The sequence below is a fragment of the Acidovorax sp. GW460-11-11-14-LB4 genome, from assembly GCF_059423685.1.
This window is the reverse complement of the sequence record NZ_JBWKYJ010000063.1, coordinates 1-12,842: the sequence shown is the minus strand read 5'-3', so window position 1 is coordinate 12,842 and position 12,842 is coordinate 1. Positions and strand designations below refer to the sequence as shown.

The 12,842-nt window shown below is 64.7% G+C and carries 13 protein-coding genes and 1 pseudogene; 3 read left to right on the top strand and 11 right to left on the bottom strand.

From position 1 onward, the window contains the following. Positions 1–33: 33 nt before the first annotated feature. Complete coding sequence (locus AC07X4_RS18805) at positions 34–1,371, bottom strand: D-amino acid dehydrogenase (protein WP_494740947.1); 1,338 nt, start codon at positions 1,369–1,371, stop codon at positions 34–36. A gap of 176 nt (positions 1,372–1,547) precedes the next feature. On the opposite strand from AC07X4_RS18805, the gene AC07X4_RS18800 reads away from it, so the two are divergent. Continuing rightward, complete coding sequence (locus tag AC07X4_RS18800) at positions 1,548–2,459, top strand: LysR family transcriptional regulator ArgP (protein WP_108627198.1); 912 nt, start codon at positions 1,548–1,550, stop codon at positions 2,457–2,459. A 129-nt stretch (positions 2,460–2,588) separates the two neighbouring features. Beyond that, a complete protein-coding gene (locus tag AC07X4_RS18795; RefSeq protein ID WP_082522288.1) occupies positions 2,589–3,212 on the top strand; it encodes a TetR/AcrR family transcriptional regulator in 624 nt (207 codons plus the stop codon). A gap of 101 nt (positions 3,213–3,313) precedes the next feature. Here AC07X4_RS18795 and AC07X4_RS18790 read toward each other — a convergent pair whose 3' ends face one another. From AC07X4_RS18790 to AC07X4_RS18770, 5 genes are all read right to left on the bottom strand, one after another. Beyond that, complete coding sequence (locus AC07X4_RS18790) at positions 3,314–4,252, bottom strand: fasciclin domain-containing protein (RefSeq protein ID WP_099731587.1); 939 nt, start codon at positions 4,250–4,252, stop codon at positions 3,314–3,316. Between the two features lie 55 nt (positions 4,253–4,307). After that, on the bottom strand, positions 4,308–4,763 hold the full coding sequence (locus tag AC07X4_RS18785) for a fasciclin domain-containing protein (protein WP_056057084.1): 456 nt from the start codon (positions 4,761–4,763) through the stop codon (positions 4,308–4,310). Positions 4,764–4,954: 191 nt separating this feature from the next. Further along, positions 4,955–5,377: a universal stress protein gene (locus tag AC07X4_RS18780; RefSeq protein WP_015011999.1), complete on the bottom strand. Its 423-nt coding sequence runs from the start codon at positions 5,375–5,377 to the stop codon at positions 4,955–4,957. Between the two features lie 113 nt (positions 5,378–5,490). Beyond that, positions 5,491–6,336 carry a metallophosphoesterase gene (locus AC07X4_RS18775; protein ID WP_116748535.1) on the bottom strand — a complete coding sequence of 282 codons (846 nt, stop codon included), beginning with the start codon at positions 6,334–6,336 and terminating at the stop codon, positions 5,491–5,493. Positions 6,337–6,348: 12 nt separating this feature from the next. Continuing rightward, positions 6,349–7,326, bottom strand: a complete 978-nt coding sequence (locus AC07X4_RS18770) for a LysR family transcriptional regulator (protein WP_116748536.1) — start codon at positions 7,324–7,326, stop codon at positions 6,349–6,351. A gap of 137 nt (positions 7,327–7,463) precedes the next feature. Between AC07X4_RS18770 and AC07X4_RS18765 the strand changes: the two genes are divergently transcribed. Beyond that, complete coding sequence (locus AC07X4_RS18765; protein ID WP_056057089.1) at positions 7,464–7,904, top strand: hypothetical protein; 441 nt, start codon at positions 7,464–7,466, stop codon at positions 7,902–7,904. 203 nt (positions 7,905–8,107) lie between these two features. On the opposite strand, the gene AC07X4_RS18760 is transcribed toward AC07X4_RS18765, so the two are convergent. The 5 genes and pseudogenes from AC07X4_RS18760 to AC07X4_RS18740 all read right to left on the bottom strand — a co-directional run. Continuing rightward, on the bottom strand, positions 8,108–9,979 hold the full coding sequence (locus AC07X4_RS18760) for a phosphoenolpyruvate carboxykinase (GTP) (protein ID WP_494740946.1): 1,872 nt from the start codon (positions 9,977–9,979) through the stop codon (positions 8,108–8,110). A 305-nt stretch (positions 9,980–10,284) separates the two neighbouring features. Then, positions 10,285–10,992: a 7-cyano-7-deazaguanine synthase QueC gene (gene queC, locus AC07X4_RS18755; RefSeq protein WP_494740945.1), complete on the bottom strand. Its 708-nt coding sequence runs from the start codon at positions 10,990–10,992 to the stop codon at positions 10,285–10,287. 91 nt (positions 10,993–11,083) lie between these two features. Continuing rightward, positions 11,084–11,230, bottom strand: coding sequence for a hypothetical protein (locus AC07X4_RS18750; protein ID WP_165836532.1), 147 nt, complete (start codon positions 11,228–11,230; stop codon positions 11,084–11,086). An 88-nt stretch (positions 11,231–11,318) separates the two neighbouring features. After that, complete coding sequence (locus AC07X4_RS18745; RefSeq protein ID WP_260665831.1) at positions 11,319–12,518, bottom strand: threonine ammonia-lyase; 1,200 nt, start codon at positions 12,516–12,518, stop codon at positions 11,319–11,321. Positions 12,519–12,639: 121 nt separating this feature from the next. After that, positions 12,640–12,842, bottom strand: a pseudogene (locus tag AC07X4_RS18740) (nitric oxide reductase transcriptional regulator NorR); the annotation flags it as partial.

The following is a 12,842-nucleotide window of genomic DNA, read 5'->3' as shown; positions in this document are numbered from 1 at the left end:
CCGTGTCTGCAGGCGCAGGGTGGGCGCCGTCCCTCAGGCCGGGACCACAGCGCGGGGCGCGCGCACGGCTTCGGCACCCAGAAAACCAAAGTTCATCGCAGGCTGTTCGCCACTGATTAGCTCGGCCAGGGCCTTGCCCGAGCCCGCACCGTGCGTCCAGCCCAGCGTGCCGTGGCCCGCGTTGACCCATAGCTTGCCCACGCGGGTGCGACCGATGAACGGGATGTTGGTGGGCGTGGCGGGGCGCAGGCCGGTCCAGTACTGCGGGTTGCCGCCTTCCTCGGGCGTGCGGGTGTCGCACACGCCGGGCAGGATGGCCTCGATGCGGCGCGAGAGCATGTGGCAGCGCGCGCGGGCCAGGGAGCTGTCGAGTGTCAGGTCCCAGCCGTTGAGCTCGATGGTGCCTGCCACGCGCAGGTGGTTGCCCAGGCGGCTCATGGCGATCTTCTTGCCGTCGTCGATGGTGGAGACCATGGGCGCACCCTCGGGCTTGAGCAGCGGGAAGGTCGCGCTGTAGCCCTTGCCGGGGTAGATCGGCAGGTCCACGCCCACGCTGCGCAGCAGCGGTGCGCTGTACGAGCCGCAGGCCACCACGATGGCGTCCGCCTTCAATATGAAGTCTTTTTTGCCGCTTGCGCTAGTGGAATTTGGCATGACTGCTACTGAATCAATAGCATTACCAATCTTGTTCAGCCGCAGCACATCGTGGCCGTACAGGAACTGCACGCCGCGCGCTGCGCAGCGGCGGGCCAGTTCCTGGGTGAAGACCCGTGCATCGCCGCTCTCGTCGGTGCTGGTGTAGGTGCCGCCGGTGATCTTGTCGCCATAGGCCTTGAAGGCCGGTTCGATCTGCAGCAGCTCGTCGCAGCTCACCAGGCGGCGCTGCACGCCGTGCTTGCGCATCAGTTCCACGGCATGGCCTGCGGCGTCGAACGATTTCTGGTCGGTGTAGAAGTGGGCAATGCCGCGTTCGAGCCGGTTGTATTCGATGCCCGTGGTTTTCACCAGGTCCTTCAGCGCCGCATGGCTGTAGGCGCCCAGCGCCACGATCTGCTGCACATTGCGCTCGAACGCTGCGTCGTTGCACTGCGCCAGGAACTGCAGGCCCCAGCGCCATTGCTGCCAGTCCATCTGCGGGCGAAACAGCAGCGGCGCTTCCTTGTCGAACATCCACTTGAGCGCCTTGAGCGGCGCCTCGCGGTTGGCCCAGGGCTCGCAGTAGCTCACCGAGATCTGTGCCGCATTGGCAAAGCTGGTTTCGAGTGCTGCATCGGGCTGGCGGTCGATCACGATGACTTCGTGACCGCGTTCCAGCAGGTGCCACGCCGTGCTGATGCCAATGATGCCGGCGCCGAGAACAATGGTTTTCATATGCGGAATGCCTTGTGAGCCTTTGCGTGCCACACGCCCCAGTGCGGGACACGATGGGGCGCAGTGTGCGCGACATTGCATTCAACTAAAAGCAAAATTAAACTTACTCCAAAAACATCAGCGCACCTAATGAATAGCGCTGCGGAGACAACCCTCTTTTGTTCGAGCCCGAGACCATGAGCACCTACGATCCCGCCGCCCTGGAATGCCTTGCCGCCATCGTTGAAGAGGGCGGCTTCGAGCGCGCCGCGCAGCGCCTGAACGTCACGCAGTCGGCCGTCTCGCAGCGCCTGCGCGCGCTGGAGGCGCAGGTGGGCTCGGTGCTCATCGTGCGCAGCCGCCCGCTGCGGCCCACGTCGGCTGGGCAGCTGCTGCTCAAGCACACCAAGCAGATGCGCCTGTTGCGCGCCGACCTGGAGCGCGACCTGCAGGAGCTGGCGCCCAGCGCGCCGGGGGGCTCGCGCGAAGACGAGCGCATCTCGATCGCCATCAACGCCGACAGCATCGCCACCTGGGCCATGGGTGCGCTGCACGATCTGGTGCGCCAGCGCCTGCCGCTCGAAATCATCGTGGACGACCAGGATTTCACGCAGGAATGGCTGCGCTCGGGCCAGGTGCTGGGCTGTGTGACCACGCTCAAGCAGGCGCTGCGTGGTTGCAAGATGGTGCCGCTCGGGGCCATGCCCTATGTGGCGGTGGCGTCGGCCAGTTACGCGCAGCAGTACCTGCCGCAGGGGCTGACGCCCCACAACTTCCGCGACGTGTCGTTTCTGTCGTTCAACCGCAAGGACGACATGGCGGCCGAGTTTGTGGCCCGTGCGTTCGGGCTCAAGCGCGTGGCGCTCAACCACCTGTTTGTGCCGGGCTCTGAGGCGCAGATGCGTGCGGTGGCCGCTGGCTGGGCCGTGGGGGTGATGCCCGAGCTGATGGCGCGGCAGGCGCTGGCCGACGGCAGCATGGTGGACCTGGCCCCTGGCCGGTCGCTGCCGATCCAGCTGTACTGGCATTGCTGGAACCTAGAGTCCGAGTTGCTGGATGCGTTGTCGTCGGCACTGACGAGCGCTGCGGCCCAGGCGCTGGTGTCCTAAGAACCTGTTCAAAGGCCGTCTGGCTGCGCCCCTGCGGCGGGGCGCGCGGCACGGTTTGTGCTGTCAAAAACGTGAACGACGTAGTTGCATTGCAACTTAGTCATTTATTTTTTTACTGCAATGTATAAAATGGACGCCATGCAAACGCCGCAACCCAAAGTCTCTTTCAAGGAGCAGATGCATCAGGCCCGCGAGGATGCCATCCTCCAGTCCGCCTGCCGCCTGCTGGGCGAAAAAGCCTTCGACGCCATGACCATGGACGACGTGGCCAACGCCGTCGGTATCGCCAAGGCCAGCCTGTACAAGCATTTCTGCAGCAAGGAAGAGCTGTGCAGTGCCGCCATGGTGCAGATCCTGGGGCGCGTACAGGCTTATCTGGCAGGGTTGCCGGCCGACATGCCCCCGCTGGAAAAGCTGCATGCGTTGGTGCGCTGGTCGTTGGAGCGCCTGCTGACCAACGAGATGCCCCTGCTGCCCAGCCGCAACTCCACGCTGCGTGCGGTGCTCATGGCCAACAAGGACTACCTGAACGGACTGGTGGCCGTGAGCGACCAGATCGGCGAATGGATCACCCAGGCCCAGGCCCAAGGGGTGATCAGCCCCACGCTGCCGCCGCTGGTCGTGCTGTACACCCTGTACGCGCGTGCGTGCGACCCGGTGGTGAGCTTCCTCAAGGAAGGCGGCCAGTATTCGGACGCCGAAATCGTGGACTTGGTGGTGCGCACCTGTTTTGACGGCCTGGCGGCGCGTTGAGCCGGGCGGCTTCATAGGCCACACAGCAAAAAGCCCGGCATGCCGGGCTTTTTGCTGTGTGGGTGCTGCGCCGGTGGGGCCGCGCAGCACCTGGGGCCCTGTCACTTCGGCAGGATCACCTTGTCCACTACGTGGATCACGCCGTTGCTGGTGAATACGTCGGTGGCCACAATGCTGCTGGTGCGCATGTTCTGGTCGGTGATCACCAAGCTGGCGTTGATGGTGAAGGTCTGGCCCTGCACGGTGGTGATGGCGGTATTGACGGGCACTTCGGCCTTGAGCACGCGCGCGGGCACCACGTGGTAGGTCAGCACCTGGGTCAGCAGGGTCTTGTTGGCCAGCAACGCGTCCTTGGTCACGCCCAGCTCGGTCAGCAGCGCCGCAAACGCTGCGTTGGTGGGGGCAAACACAGTGAAAGGGCCAGCGCCTTGCAGTGTGCTCACCAGGCCCGCGGCCACTACGGCCTCGACGAGGATGCTGAAGTCCGGCAGGGCCGAGGCCGTGGCCACGATGTCCTTGTCGGCGGGCAGCAGCACCTTGTCCACCAGATGCACCACGCCGTTGCTGGCCTGGATGTCGGTGCTGGTGATGGTGCTCACGCGGTTGCGGCCGTCGGTGATCTTCAGGCCGTTGTTCGACTCGATCTTGAAGAAGCCGCCCGACACCGGCGTGATCGCCTTGCCCAGAGGCACATCAGCCCGCATCACCTTGCTGCCCAGCACGTGGTAGGTCAGCACGGCGGTCAGCAGGGGCTTGTTGGCCAGCAGCGCTTCCTTGGTCACGCCCAGTTCGGTCAGCAACGCCGCAAACGCCGCGTTGGTGGGCGCGAACACGGTGAGCGTGCCTGTGCTCAGCGTGGGCGCCAGGCCTGCTGCGACCACGGCTTCGACCAGGATGCTCAGCTCGGGGGTGTTTTGCGCCAGCTCGACGATGTTGCGCTGGGGTTCGTCGTCGCTGCCCCCGCAGGCCTGCAACAGGGTGGTGCTGGCGCCCAGCGCGGCGGCCATTAGGACGGTGCGGCGATTGAATACGGTGTTCATGGCGGCTTCTCCTCGTGAATGGATGGTGGGTGAAAAGAGCGGTGGTGCCAGTGGCTTACTTGGGCATCAGCACCGTGTCGATCGCATGGATCACGCCGTTGCTGGCGGCCACGTCGGCGGCGATGACCTTGGACTGGTCGACCATCACGCCCATGTTGGTGGTGACGGTGAGTTCCTGGCCTTGCACGGTCTTGACCTTGCCCGCCTTCACATCCTTGGCCATGACCTTGCCGGGCACCACGTGGTAAGTCAGCACCTTGGTCAGTGCGGCCTTGTCAGCCAGCAGGCCGTCCAGCGTGGCCTTGGGGATCTTGGCGAACGCTTCGTCGGTGGGGGCAAACACTGTGAACGGGCCGGGGCCCTTGAGGGTGTCCACCAGACCGGCGGCCTGCACGGCGGCTACCAGGGTCTTGAAGTTGCCCGCCTTCACGGCGGTATCGACGATGTCTTGCGCCATGGCGCTGAAGGTGGCGCCAGCGGTCAAAGCGAGTGCAATCAGGGTCTTCTTCATGGGTCGTTCCTCTCGGTTTCGATGGAAATGACACGCCAAGATGGGCGTGGCGCGAATGTATAACCATTTGGTACGAAAGTAAACTGATTGGTTATTCAGTAACCCTTTAGTCGTAACGAGATGAAAAAAAGCCCTGCAAGGCAGGGCTTTGGGGTGGGCGTTGCGCCGTTGTGCGCTGTGGACCTGTGCGTTCAGCGAACGATCAGCAGCGGCACCTTGCTGTGGGCCAGCACCTGGGTGGTCACCGAGCCCATCACCAGCGTGGCGATGGCGCCATGGCCGTGCGAGCCCATGACCAGCAGGTCGAACTTGCCGGTGTCTGCCACCTTGGCAATGGTCTCGCCCACCGCGCCGACCTTGACGCTGCGCTTGGCATCCACCCCGTGGCGGCCCAGGAACTTGCACACCGGGGCGAGGATTTTTTCGGCTTCTTCAGCGTGGTAGTTGTCGACCACTTCCTTGCCCAGCGCGGCGCGTGCACGGGGAGGCAGCGGGGCCTGCACCGTCAGCACGGTGTAGGTGTGGGTGCCGCCCAGCAGTTCTTCGTGGGTGGCCAGGTAGGCCAGCATTTTCTTGGTGTAGGCGCTGCCATCGACAGCAAGCAGGATGTTCATGGTGTTCTCCGAAAAAGGATGAAGCAGACTACTCTGCGCGGGTGCCTGTTGTCTTGACCTGGGTCATGTTGTTCTGTTCGGCGCGTGGCGGATTCGTACGAACCGCGCACCGATCATACGGTGACCATGCAGCGCGGCTGAAACGCTATCTGCTCGCCCTTGCGCGCATAACCCAGCGGGTTGGCCACCACCCGGCACTGCCAGGCGGAGCCATCGCTGTGCGTGCCCTGGGCGGTGTAGTCGCTGGGCGCATGCAGGTGGCCGTGCAGCCACAGCGGGGTGTACATCAGCAGGTCGTCCAGCGCGTTGCAAAACCCCGCCGTGCCAGGCACCAGGCCGTAGCGGGGGTCGGCGCTGCGCAGGCTGGGCGCAAAGTGGGTGACAACCACGGTGGCACCGTCAAATGGCTGCTGCAGCGCATCGCGCAGCCACTGCTGGCAGACCAACGCCTGATCGCGCATGGGTTCGGCCAGAAACGGCTCCGCGTGGCGCGTGCCACCGGTCTTGCGCAGGTAGAAGTTGGCCGCGCGAAAAGCCTTGTCGCGCAGCTTGAGCCGGCGCGTGAGGTCGGTGGTGCCTTCGTGGTCGGCCAGCGCGTCGAAATCGCTCCAGAGCGTCGTGCCGACAAAGCGCACGCCTTGCAGCACCAGGGTTTCACGTTCGAGCCACGCAATGCCCAAGCGGTCACAGGTCCGGCGCAGCCGCAGGTGCGCGGCATCGAAGTCCTGGGCGTCGTACTCATGGTTGCCGGGCACAAACAGCACGGGGGTCGGCCAGCCTGCATATTGGGACAACGGCGAAAACCGGGCCAGGCCGAAGTCGTCGTCGTCCAGTTGAGAGCCCTGCTGGTAGGAGCCCACGTCCCCCGCCAGCACCAGCACATCGGCGCCAGGGGCGGGCTCGGGCACAAAGTGGGGGTGTGCCTCCAGATGGAGGTCGGACAAAAGCTGGATATTCATCAGCCGTGCAGTCTAAGGCGTGCCGTGCAGGCCCTGCTCCGGAAAGGTGCGCCGTGCTGACCGTGCAAGCGCCTGAAGCAGCCAGGTCATTGCAGCCTGCTGGGGGCCGCGCCGGCGCCACAGGGCATCCACGTGCACGGCGGGCACGTCCAGGGGCAAAGCCCGTTGCACCAAAGCGTCGGCGATGCCGGTCACTGGCACAAAGTGGCGCGGCAGCACGGTCAGCAGGTCCGAGCCCGACACCACCCGACCGGCCGTGAAGAATTGGTTGACCGTGATCACCACCTTGCGCTCGCGGCCCAGCGACGCCAGGGCTTCGTCGATGAAACCAAAGGGCCGGCCCGAAAAACTCACCAGCATGTGCCGCGCTGCGCAGTAGGTGTCCAGCGTCAGCGGCGCGTCGGCCAGAGGGTGGCCCTGGCGCATCACGCACACGTATTCGCCGTCGTACAGCCGGCGGCTTTCAAAGGCCACCACGCCGCCTGATTGCGCCCGCGCGGTGAGGTCGGCCAGTGCCGCTGGAAAGTAACCCACAGCCATGTCGGCCGCCTCTTCTTCGAGCAGACGCCGGGGGTCGCGCGTGGTCAGCGGCAGCACGCGGATGGAGATGCCGGGGGCTTCGCGCTCGATGATCTCCACCAGGGCCGGCACCAGCGTCGCCGCCGTGGCATCGGCCATCGCCAGCACAAAGGTGGACTCCGCCGTTGCCGGGTCAAAGTGCCCCGGCGCCAGGGACTCCTGCAAATGGGCCAGCGCCTCGCGTACGGGGGGCCACAGGGCCAGCGCACGTGGCGTGGGCTCCACCCCCTGGCCGCTGCGCACCACCAGTTCATCGCCCACCACATCGCGCAGGCGCCGCATGGCATTGCTGACGGCCGGCTGGGTGATAGACAGCTTGTGCGCAGCTCGGGTGAGGCTGCGCTCGGCCATCACCTCGTCAAAGACGCGCAGCAGGTTCAGGTCCAGGGAGCGGAAGTTCAAAGGAGTCATGGTCACCCGAGAGCATATTCATCACTGATATGAATATCAATGATTCAAAATATAAACTTGAACATGTAAAGGGTAAACCCTAATATCACCCCATCGCCCGGCAATCTCGCCACAAGCGTTAGAAAAGGGAAACCGAAATGACCGCCTTTGCACACGTTGAGTACCCCACCGAACACCCCGGCGTTGTCCGCGCCGAAAACGCAGCCGCCGCTCTGAAGAGCGCTGCCGCCCATTTTGACGGCGCGCGTGGCGCAGCCTCCCTGCTGTTGGCCGCCGTGGTCTCCGCGCTGCTGGTGGTGGCCAACCAAGTCATCGACACCTGGACCGAAGGCCACCTGCTGGCTGCCTGGATGGTGCTGTGGCTCGTGGCCTTTGCGGCCCTGGCGCTCCTGACCAGCCCCGCCCGCCGCGCCGGTGTTGCGCTGCGCGGCACTGCGCTGGCATGGGCTGAAAGCCGTCGCCGCGCTGCTGAAGATCAGCGCACCTGGCAAGTCGCCCTGAAGGACCCACGGATCATGGCTGAACTGAACCATGCCATGGGCATCCCCACGGTGAACAGCATCCGCAAGTACTACTGAAGCTTTTGCGCGGCGCACGCTGCGCAGAGACTCCCATTCAAAGCCGTGGCCAACGCCACGGCTTTTTTTATGCCCCGTTGCGCCCCGCGTGCAGTGTGTTCTTGCAGTGTCCGCACGAGAAAAAAAGCCGCCCCGCAAGAGCGGGACGGCTTTGAATGGTCAGCTTCCTAGACTGAATGTCGCAGCGTCAGGCGTGTCAGGCGTCAGACTGCCAAACGCTTTTGCAGTTGCGCCTTGGTATCGAGCAGCGCCTTTGGCAGGTGATAAGCCAGCTGTTCGAAGTGCGCATCGTGCAGCTTGAACTCTTCGGCCCAGGCCGCCTTGTCGATGCTGGTCACGGCGTCAAACTTCTGGGCGCTGAAGTCCAGGCCCGTCCAGTTGATCTCTGCGTACTGCGGGGCCACGCCGAACATGGTTTCCTGGCCTTGGGCCTGGCCTTCGATGCGGTCAATCATCCACTTGAGCACGCGCATGTTGTCGCCATAACCGGGCCAGACGAACTTGCCAGCCTCGTCCTTGCGGAACCAGTTCACGCAGAACACCTTGGGCAGCGCCTTGCCGGTGGCGGCAATCTTGCCTTCCATGTTGAGCCAGTGCTGGAAGTAGTCGCTCATGTTGTAGCCGCAGAACGGCAGCATGGCGAACGGGTCGCGGCGCACCACGCCCTGGGCGCCAAACGCAGCGGCAGTGGTCTCGGAGCCCATGGTGGCAGCCATGTACACACCTTCGGTCCAGCTACGGGCTTCGGTCACCAGGGGCACCGTGGTCGAGCGACGGCCGCCGAAGATGAAGGCATCGATGGCCACGCCATTGGCGTCATCCCACTGGGCGTCCAGTGCGGGGTTGTTGGTGGCAGCCACCGTGAAGCGCGAGTTGGGGTGGGCGGCCTTGGCGCCAGTTTCCTTGGCGATCTGGGGCGTCCAGTCCTTGCCTTGCCAGTCGATCAGGTGGTCGGGCAGCTTGCCCGTGTCCTTTTCCATGCCTTCCCACCACACATCGCCGTCGTCCGTCAGGGCCACGTTGGTGAAGATCACGTCCTTGTCCAGGCTGCGCATGCAGTTGGGGTTGGTGTGCATGTTGGTGCCGGGAGCCACGCCGAAGTAGCCAGCCTCGGGGTTGATGGCGTACATCTTGCCATCGGCATGGGGCTTGATCCAAGCGATGTCATCACCGATGGTGGTGACCTTCCAGCCGGCAAAGCCCGCCTCGGGAGGCACCAGCATCGAGAAGTTGGTCTTGCCGCAGGCGCTGGGGAAGGCCGCTGCCACGTGGTACTTCTTGCCTTGGGGGTTGGTCACGCCCAGGATGAGCATGTGCTCGGCCAACCAGCCCTGGTCGCGGCCCATGGTGGATGCGATGCGCAGGGCCAGGCACTTCTTGCCCAGCAGCGCGTTGCCGCCGTAGCCCGAGCCATAGGACCAGATCTCGCGTGTTTCGGGGTAGTGCACGATGTACTTGACCTTGGGGTTGCAAGGCCAGCTGGTCGTGTCCTTCTCGCCTTCGGCCAGGGGCGCGCCCACGGTGTGCATGCAAGGCACGAACTCGCCTTCCACACCCAGCACGTCGTACACGGCCTTGCCCATGCGGGTCATCAGGCGCTGGTTCACGGCCACGTAGGCGCTGTCGGTCAGCTCCACGCCGATGTGAGCGATGTGGCTGCCCAGTGGGCCCATGCTGAACGGCACCACGTACATGGTGCGGCCCTTCATGCAGCCGTCAAACAGTGGCTGCAGCGTGGCGCGCATTTCAGCGGGAGCCATCCAGTTGTTGGTGGGGCCGGCGTCCTCCTTGGCGGCCGAGCAGATGTAGGTGCGGTCTTCTACGCGGGCCACGTCCGATGGGTCAGACCAGGCCAGGAAGCTGCCGGGGCGCTTGGCGGGGTTCAGCTTCTTGAAGGTGCCGGCATCGACCAGCTGCTGGCACAGGCGGTCGTACTCTTCCTTGGAGCCATCGCACCAGTAGATGCTGTCGGGTTTGCACAGGGCGGCCATGTCGGCCACCCAGGCGAGCAGCCGGGCGTTTTTGACGTAAGCGGGGGCGTTGAGATTCAGGCCCTGCATCGTGGGTGCGTTCATCGGGGAGCTTCCTAAGTTGAAAAAACGTTTTTTCAAAGGAAGCGGACCGGGCGGGTCACGGCGAGGCCTGGCGCAGTTGCGGTGCTGAGCGCTGCCTTTGAAAAAACGGCTTTCGTGCTCAGTCGGCGGGCGGGAGCGTGTGTCAGCCCCACGGGTGGAGGCTAGTTCCACGGATTCCGCGGGTCGGCTGGGATGTCAATTTTATGAATCTGCCGCCGGTTTGTCTGTCAGACAGGGGTCAAAACCATGCAAAAATAACATAGGTTTATGCATGGTTCTTGCCCCCATCTTCGTGGACTTTGGGGCTAGGCGGTCGTGGCACCGCTCCAGCGCTCATAGCCGCTTTTGCGCAGCGCGCAGGCCGGGCAGGTGCCGCAGCCGTAGCCCCACGCATGCAGCGTGTCGCGCACGCCGTGGTAGCAGGTGTGCGAGTCGTTCACGATCAGATCGACCAGTGTCTGCCCACCGAGGGCCCGGGCCAGCTCCCAGGTCTCGGCCTTGTCCAGCCACATGAGTGGGGTATCGAAGGTGAAACGCTGTCCCATGCCCAGCGACACCGCGACCTGCAGCGCCTTGAGCGTGTCGTCACGGCAGTCGGGGTAGCCCGAAAAGTCGGTCTCGCACATGCCGCCCACCAGAGTGTGCAGGCCACGCCGGTAGCCCACGGCGGCCGCCAGCTGGAAGAACAGCAGGTTGCGCCCGGGCACAAAAGTGTTGGGCAGGCCGGCGGCGGTCATCTGGATCTCGGTGTCGCTCGTCAGCGCCGTGTCGCTGATGTGGCCCAGGACCGCCAGGTCCAGCATGTGGTCATCGCCCAGCCGGGCGTTCCACTGTGGAAACTGCGCGCGCAGCGACGACAGCACAGTCTGCCGCGCCTGCAGTTCGATATGGTGGCGTTGACCATAGTCAAAGCCGATGGTTTCGACATGGGCAAAGTTCTCCAGAGCCCAAGCCAGGCAGGTGGTGGAGTCTTGGCCTCCGGAAAAGAGTACGAGTGCGTGTCCGGGTCTCATGGGGGTTCTCCAGGTCAAACGAGGATGGGGTGGGGGCTGGACGAAAAAAAGCCCCGCACTGCGGGGCTGTGGTGGAGGCCTGCCGGAGCAGTCAGGCCATCATCACGGCGATGAACGCCAGCAGGAACATCATGATGCCGCCCACCACAGGCAGCACCACGGGGACCACGTGAACGACGTTTTCCACAGGGTCGTTCGATGGTGTTGCGGGGGCGTGCGAGGTGTTGTGGTCAGACATGGTGGGCTCCAGATGCTTAAAACTTGCGCAATTCTAGCCGCGAGATCCTGTGCATGGGCAAAACCCTGTGGTCTCTATGAACAGGCTCTCAGATCAGGTCGGCCTGCATGCCCGCCGTGCGGAGCTGTCCCAGCACCTCATCCACATGGGGCTTGCCCCGGGTTTGCAGCACCAGTTCGATCTCCACGTTCTGCGCGGCCAGCATGGTGAAGGCGCGCTGGTGGTGCACTTCCTCGATGTTGGCGCCCGCGTCGGCCACGGTGGCGGTGATGCGCGCCAGCACGCCGGGCACATCGCGTGCGCTGACCTTGATGCGCGCCAGGCGCCCCGAGCGCACCATGCCGCGCTCGATGATGGCCGCCAGCAGCAGCGGGTCGATGTTGCCGCCACACAGCACCAGGCCCACGCGCTTGCCCTGGAAGCGTTCGGGGTAGCGCACCAGCGCCGCCAGGCCGGCGGCGCCTGCGCCTTCGACCAGGGTCTTTTCGATCTCCAGCAGCATCAGCACCGCCTGCTCGATGTCGCCCTCGTCCACCAGCACCAGGTCGTCCACCAGGCGCTTGACGATCTCCTGCGTGATCTTGCCCGGCGTGCCCACGGCAATGCCCTCGGCTATTGTTGATGTGCCCTGCGGGTGGTGCGTGCCCTTGACCGCGTTGACCATGGCCGGGAAGCGCATGGTCTGCACGCCGATGACCTCGATGCCGGGCTTGATCGCCTTGGCCGCCGTCGCCACACCCGAGATCAGCCCGCCGCCGCCCACGGCAATCACCAGCGTGTCCAGGTCGGGCACGGCTTGCAGCATCTCCAGGCCCAGCGTGCCCTGGCCGGCGGCCACGCCTTCATCGTCATACGGGTGCACAAAGGTCAAGCCCTGCGCATCGGCCAGCGCGTAGGCGTGGGCGCGTGCCTCTTCCAGGGTGTCGCCATGCAGCACCACCTCGGCGCCAAAACCGCGCGTGCGCTCCACTTTCACACCGGGGGTAAAACGCGGCATCACGATCACGGCGCGCAGGCCCAGTCGCTGCGCGTGGTAGGCCACGCCCTGCGCATGGTTGCCCGCACTCATGGCCACCACGCCGCGTGCGCGCTCAGCATCCGTCAGCAGCGTGAGCCGGTTGCAGGCGCCGCGCTCTTTGAAGGACGCGGTGAACTGCAGGTTCTCGAACTTGAGGAAGACCTGCGCGCCCACGATCTGCGAGAGCGTCTTGGATTCCACACAGGGGGTGTCCAGCACCTGGCCTTGTAGGCGGGTGGCGGCGTCGCGGATGTCCTGGAGGGTCAGCATGGGCCGATTGTGGCGCAACGCGGGCCGGTGGAGCACTGTGGCGGGTGCCGGGCAAGAAATTGAATGAAAAGTGCCGCAAGCGCTAGAAATTCATGCGCTGATTGCTATCAATTTTGGTTGTCTATTTGAGGCCCAGTCTGCGCGCCAGTTTGTGCAGATTGCTCGCGTCCACCTCCAGCGCACGCGCGGCCTGGGCCCAGTTGCTCTGGTGGCGTGCCAGTGCCTGCTTGATGGCGAGCCGCTGGCAGGCATCCACGGCGTCTCGCAGCGGGCCTTCGGCGGTGATGGGGGTGGGCGGCGTGGTGGCCACAGCGGGGGCACCGG